The sequence below is a fragment of the Paenibacillus lautus NBRC 15380 genome (assembly GCF_004000945.1).
Lineage (GTDB): Bacteria > Bacillota > Bacilli > Paenibacillales > Paenibacillaceae > Paenibacillus_AQ > Paenibacillus_AQ lautus.
The window spans coordinates 65,061-82,450 of sequence record NZ_BIMF01000011.1; the positions used below are offsets into that span (position 1 = coordinate 65,061).

A 17,390-nucleotide genomic window follows, 5' to 3' on the forward strand; every position below is an offset into this window, starting at 1 on the left:
CATGATAAAAAACAGCCGTCCTCCTTACAGTGTCTATGGACGAAGCGATGCAGCAATACAGCACTACGTATGCGGATCATGCTTCCGATCCCTATTGCCCCCAGATTTCTTATGATCCTATTATAAGGTTGAAATCCGGGGACAAAGGGGACCGCTCTGCTTCTCCAGCATAATTCCGCCTTCTCCGTTGAAGTTAGGTATCCAAATAGAAACCTCTCTATGATAATGACGGTTTAATACCACCACCTATCAAAGAGAGGTTTCCTTCTATTAAATATAAAAATCTACTGAAATTGTACTAATATCATTAATGTTAAGGCAGCGTGTTCAAGAATGGTCTCACCGTTTTGGCAAGCGTGTAATTCGTGGTCGCATCCCAGTTAATGGACCAAGTCATCGCTCCCCGGATAGCAGGGTATTTAGCAATGGGCTTATAACTTCCACAGCTGTTTCCAGTTGCTAAACAATTTAGGGCATTATTTACGACCGTTGAAGAAACATATCCTCCTCCAGCAGCTGAAGAGGTAGCAGGTACTCCTATTCCCAATTGGGAAGGTGATACCCACTGCAGCGTTAAGTCCGAAAGAGCCGTCAGGAAATCAACCGTGCCTTGGGAATAGCATTTTCCGTCACGTCCTAGCATGCATCCAGAATTATAATACTGGACGTTAATTACGGTTGTCATATCCTTCAGATTGTTATAAAGCTGCATATAAGAGGTGTTTGGATTCTGCATGTCTATCGTTTGGGGAGCCATCGTCAGAACAAAATCATTTCCTACTTTTTGCTTCAGTTGGCGGATCGCATTGGTTAAATTAGGTACATTCATACCGTGCTCCAGATCAATGTCTATCCCATCAAGACCAAATTGAGTGATGATTCCGTACATGCTGTTCACAAAGTTCGCTACATTCGGGGAAGGATTATTCAAATTAATGTTCCCCATTTCCCCTCCAATGGATATAATGACCTTCTTGCCTTGAGCGCGTTTGGCCTGAATATCCGCGATCAGTTCGGCATTGGTGTACCCGCCAAGCGCTGCGGATAGAGCAGAATCTACAGTGAAAGTGACACCACCAGGGTTAGCAGGGTCCATCTCAGCAAACGCTAAAACAATGATGTCGTACTGATCCGGTATATCTCTCACTTTCAATTTGCTCGCACCATTAACAAAGTTCTGCCAGTACCCTGTCAATATATGCTTCGCCGGCTGGGGACCTCCCCCTGTTTCTTCTGAAGTGGTTGCATTCACGGTCGCACTAGCAGTAGAAAGATTCCCGGCAGCATCCTTAGCAATGACCTTAAAAGAATATGTCGTGTTCGGTGAAAGACCCGTTATTATCGCTGTCGTACCGGTAACAGAAATGGCAAGGGATGTGCCTTGGTATACATCATACCCTGTCACGCCTACATTGTCCGTAGATGCTTGCCAGGATAAAGTAACACTTGAAGAGGTGACTGCACTTACAGTTACATTCGTAGGAGTTGTCGGAGCTACAGTATCATTACCTCCACCCCCTTGAACAAACTGCCACAATGCAGGAACATTGGGCGGTTCCCATCCGGGTAATGAGGTATGAGATTGAATTGCTTTATACGTTTTTCCATCGTACGTCACGTTGTCGTTTACGGCATAAGATACATTGGGTGCCCAAGCACCTCGTTCTGCTGCAGACACCTCAAGGGGAAAAAAGTTCATCACCATAGACACGACGACCAATAAAGGCAACATCATCATTCTCGATTTGTCCAGCACTCTGGATAAACCCTTTTTCATCCATTAATCCCTCCTCAAAATAAGTGATAGTTAAGCCTTAGCCTATGTTGCGTAAGACGACATCACCTCCTTTATAAAACACGATGATCTTGCTAAATTCCCTTAAATTAGGTCGATTCATTTCATTTACTCAATTTTGATTAATTTACATATTTAGTAAATTGATTCATATGTCAAGAATTTACTTTATATGTTAATTTTTATCAATAGCTCTAACGGATCAATTTGTGTTGTATGTAAGAAGATTTTCTAACAAGATACGCCCGGGCCTAGGCAACACAAAAACAACCGTCCTCCTTGAAATGGTTTCAGGAGAACGGCCTCTTCGATCATTATATGCAATGGTGATAAAAACCCAACTCATCGTGAGGCAGCACTACGTATGCGGATCATGCTTTCGATCCCTGTTGCCCCCAGATTTCTTATTGTACTTCTCCAAGGTTGAAATCCGGGGGCAAAGGGGACCGCTCCGCTTCTCCAGCATGATTCCGCCTTCTCCGTTGGAGTCTGGAAGACCCTCAAATGCGAATTATCGAACATGCGTCAATATATCAGGTTTGAACCCTAATGACAGTTAGAGACTGGATATAATCGGTGAAATCTTGATTATTTTCAAAATTCAATCTCCGCATCAACAAAATATCGGCCCCTTACCCCACCAATCACTTTGTTAAGTTCACTCAGCACCCGTTTCTCTTCGACAGGATCGGTCCACCAATTGTCACGTCTCCCTAGAGAACGATGGTCCGGACACCATACATACTCATACCAAGGGGGCATAAAAGTCTTGAGCATAAGTTGGCATCGGCGCATATGACCAGGTGCACTGACAAGCAAGAGTCGGTGGATTCGTTGTAACCCCAATGCCCGGTCTAGCACGGTTAGGGAGGCCATAATGTTTTCCTTCGTATGGTTGGACATCGTTTCAATAAAAATGGATTCTGCCGGAACACCCATTTTTATCGCTTCATCCCGCATCATAACCGCCTCAGGTTGCTCCCACTCGCCAAATCGGTCTCCACCAGTGAATAATAGATAGGGGGCGCGTCCGCTTTTGTATAATTCAACCGCTTTCCATACCCGGTCCAGGTTTTTTCCGCCAAACACAAAGATACAATCTCCGGACTAAGTACCATCATCAACTTCCGTTTCCGCTCCGAACACCACCGTTGTGATCTGTTCTCTCGTTAATGTCTCTGGATTCATCTGTGAGATCAGCAATAAGATCGCCTCCCGTTTATCATATTCATCAAAACCCAAGCCAGGCTTGGTCGACTTCCGTATCGATAAAATTACACAAGTTTTGCAGCGTCTAGAGCCCTCCATGTTCCATAAACGTTGGACTGAACGAGAACTCTATGCTTTAGCCTAATCTACTGATTTAACCCGCTTTGCCATAATAATATCCGGTTTTCCTATTCCATTCGCATCTGGTATAACGCCGACGATTGCAAAACATAACTTTCTATAAAAGTTCGCTGGGTGATCTAGACTTTCAAAATTGGATAGATGGGACGGAATATCATCATACAAATTCACGTTTGCTAGACTGGTTTGATTATACTCATCATCCGTACCCAATATGGCAGAGTCTATTGTGGGCCATGCTTCAAAACTCTCATGCAGTAGCCTCGCTGTTTAATTTATCTTTTCAGTATCCGTTTCTAACAAATCCATTATGATCATGCATGTACTCCCACCATTCTTTAGATTCTATAACATCATCTCATTCCTTTAGATTACTCAAAAAAAGACGAATCACGCGATCGTCCCATACCTGAACTTCAATATATCGTTCTGGTCCTTGATCTCCATCTTTATTCCAATCTTGCGGCCAACCATATTCATCCACCAGCCGGAGGACTTCATTCTTTAAGTAAACCTTCCCTCTGTAAGGCTTGTCGTCTTTATAGCGCATTGTGGGAAATAAGTCACCATAAGTAAAGCTAATCGTCTCGGGGGCAACATCAGCGAGGGGAATCCTGACTTCCCTCCCGTTCTGATACCAATGCTTGATCCATTCGCAAGGGCCAAGTGTCATGTAATGTGGATATGTATTCGTCGGCCTGCCCCCCTTGGCTATGAATAAATCTCTTGCACGCATTTCAAGATCCCGACGAATAACGATATAATCATCTGAGCGTTGACTCGCAAACATATTTTTATTTTGTTGGAGTCTTCTCTGAACTTGCTGTGCTTCTTCTATGGATAGTGCGGATAGATTTCGAAAGGGTCCGGTTGCTGCTTCATAATAATGATATAAGAATAATTCCATGGATTTTTCCTTTCCTTGTGAAACCATACTACTGTCTCCTCCAAAACTCAGGATCTCCCATTTCATACAACATCTCGCCCTCATCGTTGAAACTTCGAATGGTAATGGGTGAGTTCAAGACTTCGTCCATAAGCGCATACCACATGGTATAAGATTTATTCTTTATTATGGTGGCTGCCTTATTTTTCTCACTTAATAGAACGATATGGCTGGTTTCCGGATTATTCACGATCCCATACAACAAATGAATGTTTTCCGACGGTGATTCTTTTCCATACCATGCTAATTGATTTTCAATGCCCACCTGATCTTTCCCGATATACCCTTTTAATTTAAAGCCTCGGTATGCTTCCTTTAATGTTACTACCCCTATTTCGTTTTGTAATGTTGAGAAAAACACCAGTGTATTATTCTTATCCAAATGTACATGCAATATCTCATTGAGACCTGGCTCCAACTCACGGATAGTTTTTTCAATCTGGCTATAGACAGTATCCTTTCTCAGTGACCCAATAAAGAGAATAGTAATGCAGATAACGACGATCAACGTAATGGAGATCACAGCTATTTTTTTGTTAGATAACCGCATCATAACCTCCTTCACGAAACTTTATATAACTACTGTTTTTTATCAATTTTCTGCGTAGTTCTATTAATTCATGGGAAATCACTGCTAGATAAAGGACATCCATACTCCCGAAATAATTCGGAGCTCCCACACGTATTGGAAAATCACCGAAATTCGAAATCACCTTTTGACACGGTGGTAGCCACCTTATATCTTCCGTTAGTCCACATGCTTGATTATATTTCCGTGTAAATCCGTTGTTTGGCGAATCGCTCAATGCTTTCAAACCGTCTCAAGCAGTCCATGATCATATTACTGTAAACGGTAGTATCCTCTACAAAATATACTATTCTTAGGTTTAATAAGAATTAAAAAAGAATTGATGATATCAGAAGATGATATGACCATGTTAAACCAACAAATGTATAACATGAGTGATTTCATAAATCCGCTCATAAATATTGAAGCAAAAGCTGGAACTATAGACACCATCATAAGCGGAAGACTCATGAATAACCAAAATCTCTATTAGATAGGGAAGCATTTGTATTAAGCCAAAAAAATATGACGCTAAAAGTCAAACTTATATCACCAAGCTTATAAATAACTATAATGTGAAAGAACTCGTGTAATATGAATATACAAGCACTAAATAGGATTAATGTTACAAAATATCGGTTCGCAATCAGTAAAGGACAATGCTTCTTATGATCCAACTGCTGATCAATTTCCCGTAAGGGTGCGGGCAAGGACATCTGAGGCAAATAAGGGAAACGCTGAATGCTGTTGACAGGTTGGTATCATCCTTTGTTCACATTAAGTTTTGACGATTTCTTGGCATTATTAAATCTATGTATTCCATATTCCTTAAAATCTGAAGAAATAATTGATTCCCTAAGAGGACATAAATTGGGTGTAACCCTTAATTCAATTCCCTTACTTAATAGTCGTTCCACCAGTCTATCAACTTTCTCTACGCCAATTGGCTTTACGGTTTGGTAGGAAATATAATATCCTGCAGTCTTATCAAATATTTCAAACCCCTCGTCCTCGAAGTGGTACTTATATAATGTTTGTTCAACGATTCTTCCATACCAATCACTTTCTACAGTTACAATAATGTCAGCAAACGTGTTATTAAAAAATAATTCATTGTTTTTCTCACTGATATCCTCTGTTCTTCTACATACGATTCGCGGACAATCCCTCGGGAAGTAATATGAGAATTCATGTTCCTCATCTATTGCCCAAACCACTGCCGGAAAATCCGATCGGTTCTGATTTTCTCTTGGGATGAAGATTTCAATATCAGCCTCTTCGCTAAAATGAAAAAGCATTCATGCACCTCATTTTTATATATGTATTTCTGTAATTCCGTATTCAATTACCGCCTTTTGCTTGCTGCCTTCATAAGTTCACTCACTCAGGTCTTCTGGTAATCCGCCTAGGTACATCTCCATACCATTTGAATAGGTTTCTAGTGTTTTAATAATGAGGGGGTGAGGCTGATCGTAATTAATCTTATAATCCTTCTCGCCATATTCTTTCCTCATGGGAAATGCTAATCTCTCCTTATCTATTGAAAACTGTGCATTTACGCCCTCCTTATTTCCTCTTCCGTCTAACCGTATCCACCTGTCATATTCCTTCAAATACACTGTATTCAATGCATGTATGCAGTACCCATCCTCGGGTTTATCGAATAGGGTTATCCTTTGATAACAAATGCCTGAAGGTATACCCATTCCACGCAGTATTCCTGCTAACAAATGAGATTTGGCATAGCATATTCCATGTCTTTTGTTCAATACTTCAGAGGCCTTCCTTGTTACTTCATCGTTTTTAATATCAAAAGAATGATCAATCTGGTCGCGCACAAATTCAAATGCTGCTTTTATTCTTTCGATTTCAGTTTCTTCTGTAAAAGATAAGATCACATCTTGTATTTGAGCATCAAAATAATCAATATACTCAGATGCCTGTAGATAAGCTTCCATTGATGATAACTGCTTCATTGTTTCTCCTCCTAGTTGTCTGTCCCAATGTCAGTTAACGTTCTTGTGCCTACGAACCCCAGAGGCTAAGGGAGCAACGCGACTGGTCCGAAGGACTAAGCCTCGTAGATCTGTTCGCTGAATTCACTTCACTGTATTCCTCGTCTCGCGAACCAAGGGCAAAGCCCGTAGCGGAGATATATTGTTATATGATGGGGATGCCAACTTCGATTCACCTACAATAAATCGTTTCTATTTGTTTCTAATTGTAAATTTTTATTTCAGGCTTTGATACATTTTTTCATTGTGTTATTATATATGTAATAAAGACCAAGTGCTGCGAACACTTGGTCAGTACAATTGGCTTGGATGGTTATTCCCTTCCTAGTCAGATAAGAACGAAACCCACCTTCAGCTTCCAACCTTAGGGTGGGTTTTTACTTTTTCTTGTTGTTATTAATGTATGTTAAAAGAGCAAGAATGAACGTCCCAAAGAGGAACATGATCGTTAATGCATCTTTAACTTCCATGGCTTCACCTCCTTTCGAAGGGAAACCATGCCCCCCAAGATTCAATTGTAGTTATATTTTACCTTTTATCACATCTACGTACAAGCGTTCCTATCATTTTATTAATTACTTTTGAAGGTTTTTGATATATCTATCATATGGATATGACTTTCACTTGCTTCAAATCCAGATCGATCCCCAAACTGTTGAATAATATGGTCAATATTGATTTCTATATGATCTTCAGAGTTTTTCTTTATTACAATGCAACCTTCTACCTCCACAAAGTCTGGCCATACTACATCAATTAATTCAGATTTATCATGATATTTAAGATCATACGCTCTCTTAAGAATTTCATTGATTGTCTTATTTGATATCTCCATCGTATCAGTCCTTAAAGATTTATTACTGCGCCAATTTCGCATAACGTTATTGTATTCACGACGCTCCACCACCATTAAGTCCAAAGGACCGCGATGCGGTTAGGTGGTGCTGGTGTGTCCGCCCGGGATCGTCTCCAGCTTGATCCATGTCTTGGCGGACCGAGGGGCAAATGCCCCGAAGCGTGAAGTTATGTATAGTCAGTCACTTCATTGAACTCTCCACATCGTTCCTCTTAACAGTCTTATTTAGGATTAGTCGAACAACTTCTTCTGTTCCTATATGGTCCGTCAATCAATGGCTTAAAGGCATCCCAATAAGTTCCTAACCCCGAATTTGTAAATAATTCTTTGATATCATTATAATTTGCTGGACCTATGTATGCGGGTGAGAAATCTGTTATTTAACGTTCACTCACCAAATCGTTATCAAAATCATAATAAAATCACAACAATGAAACAAACCATAATTCGTATTGAAGTATTAAGGACCTTTTACTTACTTGGCTCCGCCACTTAACCTTACAGGGTTGTCTGCTGAATTACCTCTTCGAAAAGCCTCTTGTAGACCAAGGGCCAAATGCCCGCGTGATATGTTGTTATCGTTCGTTCGGGACTTCTTCGATTTAGCTAGAATTAGATTTGTTTTTTAAAGCTGTTTTAATGTTTTTATTATTTCATTTGTTATAACTTCAGATCCACTAATATCCAGTAATTTAAAATAGACACTTCGTAAAAGGTTTTTGGTATTTCCTCTTTTAATCTCATCTTGAGGATACATTCCCAATCTTTCAAAGCCTCCAAGTTGTTGCACCCAATTAATTAAAATATCTTTCTTTAGAATATTACGTTTTACAATTTGAATAACTACCTCTGCTATCCTATCATCTTCACCGTTTATAAAGTAATGGTTATTAACACAAGCCTTTTCCCCTATCATTTCTAAAATAATCAATATCTGTTTATGAGAATAATAGGACGAGGCTACAATAGAATCTAAAGCATCAGCTGCATGTGCAATCGAATGTGCCCATCCCTTATCTAATATATATCCTCTTAAATCCTTTTCAAGTTCAAAATATAAAGTCACTCTAGAGTAAATATATTCATAATCAGTTTCAGTTAAATAATTGAAGATATCGTTATAATGTAAAGCAAGCGGTATGAACAAGACTGAAAAAGAACGCGTAAATACTGTATCTTGATCGTTATCACCTATTCCATAGAATAAATGATCATCATCTAAAGTAACGTACAACACTTGTCTTACTATTTCTATACTTAGTTCTTGATTCATTATCCATTTACTTAAAGTTCCATAAATGAGCTGATCCCTTAATTCCTCATCGATCGACCCAATGTGTTGAATCATTTCTTGAACTACTTGATTCATTTCTGTTCCTTTAGGAACTTTATAATTATTATTCCTTACATCTCTTAGAAGTTCTTTTATCTTGTTCATATATTTCTCCTTATTTTAGATATCTCCCGAATCTCCGATAACGTTTATGTATTCCCGAACCCGAGAACCTTAAGGCCCGAAGGGCCGGTCGCGGCGCGGTTAGGTTCGCAGGGTTGTCCGCCAACGCTTCCCTGTACCTCTGAATTCGCTCCGCAGTGAAATCCCTTCGCTCTTGGCGGACAAGGGGCGAACGTCCCGCTGCGGGAATATGGTGTTATGTGATGTCTGCCTCATCTTCGAAAAACTTTCAAAAATTATAAGTACTTCTTAAAGGCTTTACTCGAATCACCGTCATAACCTAACTTTGTATAGAACTCGTGTGCTTGCTTCCTCGAAGCTCCGCTTGTTAAAAAGACCTTAACACAATCCCTTGAAATACACAGATCTTCAATATGCTTCATAATGAGCGATCCATAACCTTGACCTTGTCTGTTTCCAGATACAATTACACGTTCTACAACCCCAAAAGGTTGTGACTCTATCAACGCATCTAAACATAGATGCAGATGTGCAGTGGCAACGATCTCTTGGTCTACTTCGCAAATGAACAAGAAACTATTAGGATTTTGTTTAATTTCTTCTATTCTATCTTCCAACACTTTTATTTTTGTGTTGTTTGGAAGCAACTCTTTATATAGTCGTTCAATAGCTTCGGCGTCATTTGTTTCAGCTTCACGAATTATCATTCACATTCTCCTCTGTATTTAGGCTGATTTCACATAACTCCAAATCCACGAACTTCGCAAATCCCCATCACAATGAGAATCCACGAAGTTCATGAACACGGCTGAACTCACTCCATTAACGAAACCTCTAGATCCCCACCATCACATTCCCGCCACACACTGGGATATATGCCCCGGTAATAAACGATGACAAGTCCGAAGCCAGGAATGCCACGGCATTGGCGATCTCCTGGTCCGTTCCGCGGCGCTTCAATGGAACGGAGGCTTCATAGGAGGCGCTGTGTTCGGTTCCGTTCTCCCGATCGCGGTCGCTGATCGTCCAGCCTGGCGCGACCTGGTTGACGGTGATACCGTGCTCGCCGATCTCTTTGGCGAGCACGCGGTAGACGCCGTCCATGCCGCGTTTTCCCGCAACGTAGGCCGACTGGCTCGGAAAGTTTTGGATCGAACATTCGGTGTTGATCCCGATGAAACGGCCGCTTTGACGCTCGATCATAGCAGGTACGAAGGCTTTCGCCAGATAGACGCTTTGCATGACGCAGGATTGGAACTGACTCTCGTAATCTTCCGGCGCTTGCTCCAAGACGGATGTCCATTGATAGGATTCGACGGCATTGGCAACAATGATATGCGGGAGCGCACCGAAGTGTTCAAGCACCGCATCCCGCATGGCATTCACCGAAGCTTGATCCGTCACATCGGCTTGCACCGGGAAAGCTCGTCTTCCCATCGACTCTACTTCTCGCTGAAGCTCTTCGGCCTTGGCTTGGCTCCCACGATAGTGAATAACCACATCCGCGCCGCATTCTGCTAGAGTTCTGACCATGACGCGGCCTAATTGGCCCGCGGCTCCCGTAATTAACGCAATTTTATCCGTCAAATCCATCTTCATTGTTCATTCGCTCCTCTACGTTTGACTGGTTATTTTCGCCTATCATACCATAATCCTCTACCAGCAGACATGGCAAAAAAGACCGGAAACGTTCTCCCAGTCCTCGCCTAAACCTATCAAAGTCTATCTAATCCATGAATCACGGATTATCTACTATACTTGCCAACCTATCCCCTAAGGTTCAAAACCCTGCTGGCTCACAAACAACTGCTCCTCCGGAAACTCTCTGCTAAATCGATCGTAGACCACTTGATAAGCAGTAGGATCGTACCATTCCTGCTCCCCAAGCTCCTCATACAGAGCCTGAACTGGCAGTCTCTTCGTACGTTTACCGCCACTGCCGTCCCCCATAAAATAATCGTCGATGCACACGCGATGAACGAGTTGCCGCAGGATCAGTGGGAAAGCCTCCGAGCTCGGAAGCACGGGTGCAATCGCTGCTTGAGCGGGAATTCCTGCGTCCCTCAGGAGTGCGAGGGTCTTCAGTCTCGCTTGGATCGGCGGGGCAGACGGCGTAAAATGTTTGCGTATCTCCTCACGGTCCGTCTCGACCGTCATGCTTACCCGCACGCGTTCTCCTAACTGCTGCAGCAGATCGATATCCCGCCGGATCAACGGACTGCGCGTCTGTACGAGCAGAAAATCCGGCGGCTCGCCGACCATCACCTCAAGCAACGCGCGAGTCACCATTTCCTTGGCCTCAACCGGCTGGTAAGGATCGGTGCTGGAAGACATGAAGATCGTGACGGGTCCCTTGGACTTGGCACGCTTCAGTTCTTTTCGCAATATATCAGCAGATTCGAGCTTAATGTCGACCCAGCTTCCCCATTCCTGATTGCGGAATATCGATACCGGCATTTGCCGGACATAGCAGTAAGAACAAGCGAAGGCGCAGCCCGTATACGGGTTCAATGTATGGCTGTATCCATTCAGGAATCCCGTTCCTTTATTGAGTAGGGTCTTCGGCGTTTTATAGTACACTTCATGTTTCACCTTGGACACACCTCATTTCTACACTTTCTTCTATTATACTATTTCGCTCCTCCCATCCCATAATGAGTGAGTAAACACACACGCCCCCCTCTACTTCGCATCATGAAAAATAATCCCGAGGCTGTATCTGGTCCCCGACGTAATCGTGCTGACGCCATGCCGAAGCGTGGTCCGGTAATACCCCCGCGCTCCCTGAACGGGACGATGGTTGGTTGGAAAGATTAACCCCGCCCCTTGTTCCAAGGTGATTACATGTCCCCGGCTCTGTGCCCGCGGCCGCTGCTCCATAAGCAGAAACTCTCCGCCCGTGTAATCGACTTCCTTCTCATTCAGCACAAACACCACTTGAAACGGGAAGAATTCATCTCCGTACAAATCCTGATGCAAGCAGTTATAGCCGCCCTCTTCATATTTCAAAATCAACGGCGTCGAACGCTCTTGCCCTTGCGCGTGACACATCTCGAGAAACGCATCCAATCTCTCCGGATACCTCTGTTGATGCCCAAGCTGCGTCAACCAGCGGTTAGCCGTCAGTGCAAGCTCAGGATAGAAGCTTTCCCGAAGCTGCTGCAGCGATTCTGGAAGCGGAGCTTGATAATACTTGTACTCTCCGATCCCAAACCGGTACCTAGCCATATTGATCGTGTTTCGGAACCGCTCCTCTTCCGAATATGTGTTGATAATCTCTGTACACTCTTCAGGCAGCAGCAGCTTTGGAATGACCGCATATCCCTGTTCATCCAGAGCTGCTTGTATCCCTGCCCAATCCAGCCCTGCTATGCGTTGTGGCAACGATTTAGGCATACTTCATAGACTCCCTCATCCTGGCTCGCTCACCCTCAAGCTCCAGCAGCCGGGTCTTCATGGCAAGCCCCCCGCGATACCCCGTCAAAGCGCCGCTTTTGCCAATTACCCGATGACAAGGCACTGTTATCAGCAGCGGATTAGCTCCAATAGCCGCTCCTACAGCTCGAACCGCTCCCGGCTTTCCAATCTGGTTGGCGATGTCAGAATACGTAAAAGTCTGCCCATACGGGATCTGGCACAACGCATTCCATACCGCCATCTGAAAAGCGGTCCCCTTGTAATCCATAGCCAACTCAAACCGATCGCGCTTCCCCTGAAAATACTCCACCATCTCGGCGGCATACGACTGCATGGCTTCATCATTCTTCACGAGTTCACAGCCAGGGAATTTCGCTTGTACCCAGTCCTCCAACTCTGTTAAAGGCTTATCCTGTGATCCGACGTAACATAAGCCCTGCTCCGTGGCCGCGATGTATACGCTCCAGTTATCATGACGCAGTTGAGTCCAGTTCATGGTAATTGAATTATTGGATTTCATGATCGTGCACCTCCGCACTCGTATTTTTCAAATATTGCCCGCGATAGCTAAGGGGAGTCATCCCCGTCTTCTTCTTAAACAGCGTGATAAAATAAGCCGTGTTCTCCATGCCCACCTTATGGCCGATATCCGAAATGGCCAAGCTGGAATTCGTCAGGAGTTCCTTGGCCTTGCCGATCCGGTAATCTTGAATGTATTCCATCGGGGTCTGACCTTTGACGCGCTTAAAGATCCGGTGCAGATGGTACGGACTGCCGTGGCTCACATCGGCCAATACATCAAGCGACAAATGATCCGTGTAGTGTTTATCGATATACTCGGTGACGAGTTCAATCCATTCATGGTCCGGCAGGCGTTCTCCCGTCGGCTTGCACCTTTTGCATGGTCGGAAGCGCTCAGCTCTCGCTTCATCGGCCGATTGAAACACGCGTACATTTTCAAACTTCGGGGGTCTGGATTTGCAGGATGGTCTGCAGAAGATCCTCGTTGTCTGCACCGCATAAAAAAACTTGCCGTCACTATCCTTGTCGTTGTCGATAATAGCTTTCCACTGGGCTTCAGTCGGTTGTATCCGGTATGCCACGTTTCCTCACCTCCGCTAACATTATAACCACAGGATATCCTTGTTGTACGCTTTTTGGAATAGAAGAGCAAGATAACAAAATTATACGCCCCCTGTTTATGGTACAACTAGTATAGATAATTCCAGGAGCGAAAGGAAACGATGAAGATGCAGGAACGAAACCAGACACATGACGACAAGCGATATCCTATCGAGAATCAACTCCCCCAGGACAGTTGGGAAGACCATGCCCATACAGTAAGGCTTTTTGTACCGAAGGAGTTCAGTTTTACGGAGAACCTCAATTATTTGCAAAGATCGCCGAACGAATGTCTTTATCATATCCGGAATGACAGGATCTACCGGGCTATCCCACTTGATGGTGATATCGCTGTAATTGAAGTCCGTGCGGAGCCTCAAAAGCAAGCAATCCTTGTTCGGTTCTTGGGGAATACCGCCCCATCCGATCCCTGCAAGCGAGAGGAAGTTGCGGGTTATGTCCGAGACTGGTTCGATCTGAATACCGATCTCATACCGTTCTATACGATGGCGGAGGCAGATCCATTGCTCAGTCAAGCCGTTCAATCCTTCTATGGGCTTCGCAACATGGGCATTCCCGATTTGTTCGAGGCTTTGTGCTGGGGCATTCTGGGGCAGCAAATTAACCTGGCCTATGCCTATACGTTAAAAAGACGTTTCGTTGAAGCCTTCGGCTGCCGCGTGGAGTGTGAAGGAGAGATTTATTGGATTTTTCCAAGACCTGAGGACATTGCACCGCTACGTGTTGAAGACTTGGACGGGCTTCGGATGACCGTGAAAAAAGGCGAGTATCTTATCGGAGTGGCCCAGCTTATGGTAGAAGGAAAATTGACGAAGGAGCAGCTGCTTGAAGCAGGCAGCTTGAAACAAGCGGAGAAACAATTGGTCAGCATTCGGGGGATCGGACCGTGGACGGCAAACTATGTGCTGATGCGCTGTTTGCGAATGCCGGCGGCTTTTCCGATCGATGATGTGGGTCTGCACAATGCCATCAAACATCTGCTGGGTTTGGAGGTCAAACCGACGAAGAAGGAGATACTGGAGCTGTCGGCAGCATGGGCGAACTGGGAATCCTACGCCACCTTTTATCTGTGGAGGTTTCTCTATTAGAGAAAGAAGGGGATGCCCACGTCTACATTTGTAGCTCCGTCAGAGACATCCCCCTCGTTAATTTAAAACACCTTTAAAACCGTCCAAGCTCCATCTTCGTAACCAATACTTAAATTCAATAATTGGGTATTATCGATATCATCGATTTCACCATCAGATAGTGTCAGTATATATTCCGCCACGATCCCGGTCACTTGAATCACATATTGATCCAATTCTATATCGTAATAAACCTTGACGTCCTCAAGTGGATCATCGGAAATCCAAATATCTTCAAACTCCACTTCTTTCAAGGTTCTTTCGGAGTACGCACCCGAGTAATACAAACTACCGAGACCGTCCAGGACACCTTGGAGTAAATCGCCTTCATGATGAGGGTAGATTTTCTCTAGTTCGCTAACGTCCTTAGAGCCATACGCTTTTGCTCTGGTGTCTAAGAATTGACGGACAAAATCAATCACTTCGTGTGCCGTCTCCTCTTGAAGCTTCGGCGTTATATCATAATCGGATGATAGGTCTTCTATATTGACCGGCTCGCTTTTGGCTTCTCCCCAAGGAAATTTAGCCACGCCATAGATTTTCTGCGATCCATCGTCGAAGGCTGGATAAAAATAATCCGACGATTCCTGTTCGGTATCCATGTAACTTCTCTGTATAAAAGGAGTCGGCTTATCGTTCAGATACAGTTGGACTTCCCCAAGATCGCTGTTAATTTTGACCTGCTCGCCCGTGACATATCTAGAATAATCGGTCTCGGATTCCAAGCCGAATAAGCTGACCGTCTCGCTCTCGGTAATTTCTTTGTCCGCATATTCAAACGTGGTAGTTAAATCAACCTGATACTCACCGGGGAATAGCGGCCCCATTTTCGACGTTTGATTATCCTTGGCAACCTTCAATATCTCTTTACCATCCACCTTTATGGTACCATTATCGTTCTCGAGCGTTATGCTCAAATATTGCGGACGAACGCCGATTTTGAACGTATCGGATAAGAATCCCGACTCTTTCTTTAAATACAACTCGCCCGCATTTAGAAGTTCTTCTGGCGACATGCTGTCCAGCAAACCGGTGTTTACATAGTCTGCTTCCTCCAACACAGCCTGTTGCCCAGCGATAATCTCCAGCGTTTCCTCATAATATTCCGGTTCTTCCTTCATATACTGGATCAGCCGATGCAGACGGTCCTCCGTCGCCTCCATGGCCTCGTCGTCCACGGACAGCAGCTTTTTCAAAGCTTGAGTATCTTCTGCCGCTATTGCATTTTGAAACTTCCGAATGGTCTCGGATGCCTGTTTATCTCCCTTAGACCCTGCTGAAAACACTAATATCAAAACTATGGCAATAACGATGACAGCGGCGATAATGAGGACAGGCTTATTTTTAAACCTGAGTCCAATCGGTTGCATACTCGGCCCACTATTGGATGGCTGGCTCATGAATTCCCTCCAAATTGACAAAGTAAAAGGCAGAAGATCCTTCTGCCTCATATTTTTAATGATTTTAGATAAATGAAATATGTTAAAACGCATTATAATTCCAGTCATTATTTAGCCCGCTGGTTTTATTCAATGAAATACATCTTGCCATCCACCTCAATGGATACCGAAGATTGTGCGAGATCCTCTTTCACCTGCTTCGCGTAGGCCACCACTTGATCCAAGGATTTTTTATCCAATGATTCAGCAAAAGCGTACACGATCGTCACATCCTCCTTGACCAATGATTTGTCTTTATCGACCCAAGCACCTTCACCGTCTACAGCCGTAGCGCCGCCAAACCATTCCGAGAATTTAGTTAGTGCCTGATCAACAAACTTTTGCTGTGCTTCCTCAGTGATTGGAATATTCCCCTTCACCGTGGATGGGATATAAATCTTGACCACGTGGCTGAGGTGAAACTGTCCGTCAAGAGCACTCCCCGTAACGCCAGCTGTCGCTGCCCCCTCCGCACTGTAAGACTGCTGGACCGGCACGAGAACCAAAGCCAACAGAATTACAATTGCAACTGTAATCATCCAATTCTTTTTCATCACTCTTATCTCCTTTACACCTTTTTTCACCGAGCGGTTCCAAGCCACAATCACAATTCCAGTTTGGATACCAACCAGTCGGTATTAGTTGGGAATATTATATAAAAGAGATATGTTATAATCAATGGGACGTCAGAATTATAAAAAGGGGAATTTTGGATGGGAAATCAGGAGCAATCACAGCAAACCATCGAAAAATTAATGAGGTCCGGAGTAGAGCTGTTCTCTCGCCAAGGTTATTCCAGTACAAGCGTAGATCAAATTGTAAAACATGCAGGATACTCCAAGGGAGGCTTCTATGCTCACTTTTCCAGCAAAGAGGAGTTCTTGCTTACCATAATTAAAGATGGCATTGATTTTTATTTCGATGATCTGAAGGCCGCGCTGGCACGGAATGACAGAAATTTGCTTACAAATTTCAAGGACTATTCGCTGCGTTTAGTTAGAGAATCGTATAAGCAAGGATCCTCTATGCTGTTGATTCAAGGGTGCATGAACTCGAATGAGCTGCCAATGGTCAAGGAAAGGCTTATTCAACAGATGGAGGAATGGAGACAATTTCTCGCACACTTTTTCCAAGTGATGAAGGATGAAGGCATTGTGGGCAGCCCGTTGGACGCCAGGATTCTTGCAACAGCATCCATGGCGATCTTTAATGGAATTAATCTGCAGCACTTCGTTGATGAACGGGTCCAATTGGAAGAAATGCTGCTTGTGATCCTTGAGCTGCTTCAAATCCGGGAACCAAAGTAAATAGTACTTT

20 protein-coding genes and 1 pseudogene are annotated in these 17,390 nt (G+C 43.8%); 2 read left to right on the forward strand and 19 right to left on the reverse strand.

Annotation, left to right across the window (positions count from 1 at the left end):
- Window positions 1-313: 313 nt before the first annotated feature.
- The 17 genes and pseudogenes from PLA01S_RS19260 to PLA01S_RS19325 form a co-directional block, all read right to left on the reverse strand.
- Window positions 314-1,777, reverse strand: a complete 1,464-nt coding sequence (locus PLA01S_RS19260) for a chitinase (RefSeq protein WP_127593590.1) — start codon at window positions 1,775-1,777, stop codon at window positions 314-316.
- 612 nt (window positions 1,778-2,389) lie between these two features.
- Complete coding sequence (locus PLA01S_RS19265; protein WP_246059667.1) at window positions 2,390-2,884, reverse strand: YdcF family protein; 495 nt, start codon at window positions 2,882-2,884, stop codon at window positions 2,390-2,392.
- 18 nt (window positions 2,885-2,902) lie between these two features.
- A complete protein-coding gene (locus tag PLA01S_RS32855) occupies window positions 2,903-3,037 on the reverse strand; it encodes a hypothetical protein (RefSeq protein WP_272868158.1) in 135 nt (44 codons plus the stop codon).
- A 466-nt stretch (window positions 3,038-3,503) separates the two neighbouring features.
- Window positions 3,504-4,079 carry a hypothetical protein gene (locus PLA01S_RS19270; protein ID WP_307719762.1) on the reverse strand — a complete coding sequence of 192 codons (576 nt, stop codon included), beginning with the start codon at window positions 4,077-4,079 and terminating at the stop codon, window positions 3,504-3,506.
- A 1-nt stretch (window position 4,080) separates the two neighbouring features.
- On the reverse strand, window positions 4,081-4,641 hold the full coding sequence (locus PLA01S_RS19275) for a hypothetical protein (RefSeq protein ID WP_246059669.1): 561 nt from the start codon (window positions 4,639-4,641) through the stop codon (window positions 4,081-4,083).
- 291 nt (window positions 4,642-4,932) lie between these two features.
- Window positions 4,933-5,282, reverse strand: a pseudogene (locus tag PLA01S_RS32665) (DUF3267 domain-containing protein); the annotation flags it as partial.
- 138 nt (window positions 5,283-5,420) lie between these two features.
- The gene (locus PLA01S_RS19280; protein WP_127593592.1) at window positions 5,421-5,957 is read right to left on the reverse strand and encodes a DUF6886 family protein; all 537 of its coding nucleotides are present in this window, start codon (window positions 5,955-5,957) and stop codon (window positions 5,421-5,423) included.
- Window positions 5,958-6,035: 78 nt separating this feature from the next.
- On the reverse strand, window positions 6,036-6,635 hold the full coding sequence (locus PLA01S_RS19285) for a transglutaminase-like domain-containing protein (RefSeq protein ID WP_127593593.1): 600 nt from the start codon (window positions 6,633-6,635) through the stop codon (window positions 6,036-6,038).
- A gap of 416 nt (window positions 6,636-7,051) precedes the next feature.
- A complete protein-coding gene (gene comI / locus PLA01S_RS32670) occupies window positions 7,052-7,144 on the reverse strand; it encodes a competence inhibitor ComI (RefSeq protein WP_246059671.1) in 93 nt (30 codons plus the stop codon).
- 101 nt (window positions 7,145-7,245) lie between these two features.
- Window positions 7,246-7,509, reverse strand: a complete 264-nt coding sequence (locus PLA01S_RS19290; RefSeq protein ID WP_246059672.1) for a PM0498 family protein — start codon at window positions 7,507-7,509, stop codon at window positions 7,246-7,248.
- A gap of 646 nt (window positions 7,510-8,155) precedes the next feature.
- Window positions 8,156-8,968: a DUF2785 domain-containing protein gene (locus PLA01S_RS19295; RefSeq protein ID WP_127593594.1), complete on the reverse strand. Its 813-nt coding sequence runs from the start codon at window positions 8,966-8,968 to the stop codon at window positions 8,156-8,158.
- Between the two features lie 254 nt (window positions 8,969-9,222).
- A complete protein-coding gene (locus tag PLA01S_RS19300; RefSeq protein WP_127593595.1) occupies window positions 9,223-9,654 on the reverse strand; it encodes a GNAT family N-acetyltransferase in 432 nt (143 codons plus the stop codon).
- Window positions 9,655-9,781: 127 nt separating this feature from the next.
- A complete protein-coding gene (locus PLA01S_RS19305) occupies window positions 9,782-10,546 on the reverse strand; it encodes an SDR family NAD(P)-dependent oxidoreductase (RefSeq protein ID WP_127593596.1) in 765 nt (254 codons plus the stop codon).
- 174 nt (window positions 10,547-10,720) lie between these two features.
- On the reverse strand, window positions 10,721-11,539 hold the full coding sequence (locus PLA01S_RS19310; protein WP_127593597.1) for an SPL family radical SAM protein: 819 nt from the start codon (window positions 11,537-11,539) through the stop codon (window positions 10,721-10,723).
- Window positions 11,540-11,629: 90 nt separating this feature from the next.
- On the reverse strand, window positions 11,630-12,343 hold the full coding sequence (locus PLA01S_RS19315; protein WP_127593598.1) for a 2OG-Fe(II) oxygenase: 714 nt from the start codon (window positions 12,341-12,343) through the stop codon (window positions 11,630-11,632).
- The gene (locus tag PLA01S_RS19320; protein ID WP_127593599.1) at window positions 12,336-12,884 is read right to left on the reverse strand and encodes a methylated-DNA--[protein]-cysteine S-methyltransferase; all 549 of its coding nucleotides are present in this window, start codon (window positions 12,882-12,884) and stop codon (window positions 12,336-12,338) included. Before PLA01S_RS19320 ends, PLA01S_RS19315 begins: the two co-directional genes overlap by 8 nt.
- Window positions 12,871-13,467: a bifunctional transcriptional activator/DNA repair enzyme AdaA gene (locus PLA01S_RS19325; RefSeq protein ID WP_127593600.1), complete on the reverse strand. Its 597-nt coding sequence runs from the start codon at window positions 13,465-13,467 to the stop codon at window positions 12,871-12,873. The genes PLA01S_RS19320 and PLA01S_RS19325 overlap by 14 nt, the downstream gene beginning before the upstream one ends.
- A 141-nt stretch (window positions 13,468-13,608) precedes the next feature.
- Here PLA01S_RS19325 and PLA01S_RS19330 point away from each other — a divergent pair, with 141 nt between their 5' ends.
- A complete protein-coding gene (locus PLA01S_RS19330; protein WP_246059675.1) occupies window positions 13,609-14,595 on the forward strand; it encodes a DNA-3-methyladenine glycosylase family protein in 987 nt (328 codons plus the stop codon).
- Window positions 14,596-14,657: 62 nt separating this feature from the next.
- On the opposite strand, the gene PLA01S_RS19335 is transcribed toward PLA01S_RS19330, so the two are convergent.
- Window positions 14,658-16,004 (reverse strand): TcaA 3rd/4th domain-containing protein, encoded by a 1,347-nt coding sequence (locus PLA01S_RS19335; RefSeq protein WP_164817471.1) that lies wholly within the window; start codon window positions 16,002-16,004, stop codon window positions 14,658-14,660.
- Window positions 16,005-16,159: 155 nt separating this feature from the next.
- Complete coding sequence (locus tag PLA01S_RS19340) at window positions 16,160-16,627, reverse strand: DUF3574 domain-containing protein (RefSeq protein WP_246059677.1); 468 nt, start codon at window positions 16,625-16,627, stop codon at window positions 16,160-16,162.
- A 159-nt stretch (window positions 16,628-16,786) separates the two neighbouring features.
- Here PLA01S_RS19340 and PLA01S_RS19345 point away from each other — a divergent pair, with 159 nt between their 5' ends.
- Window positions 16,787-17,380, forward strand: coding sequence for a TetR/AcrR family transcriptional regulator (locus PLA01S_RS19345; protein WP_127593603.1), 594 nt, complete (start codon window positions 16,787-16,789; stop codon window positions 17,378-17,380).
- Window positions 17,381-17,390 lie beyond the last annotated feature (10 nt).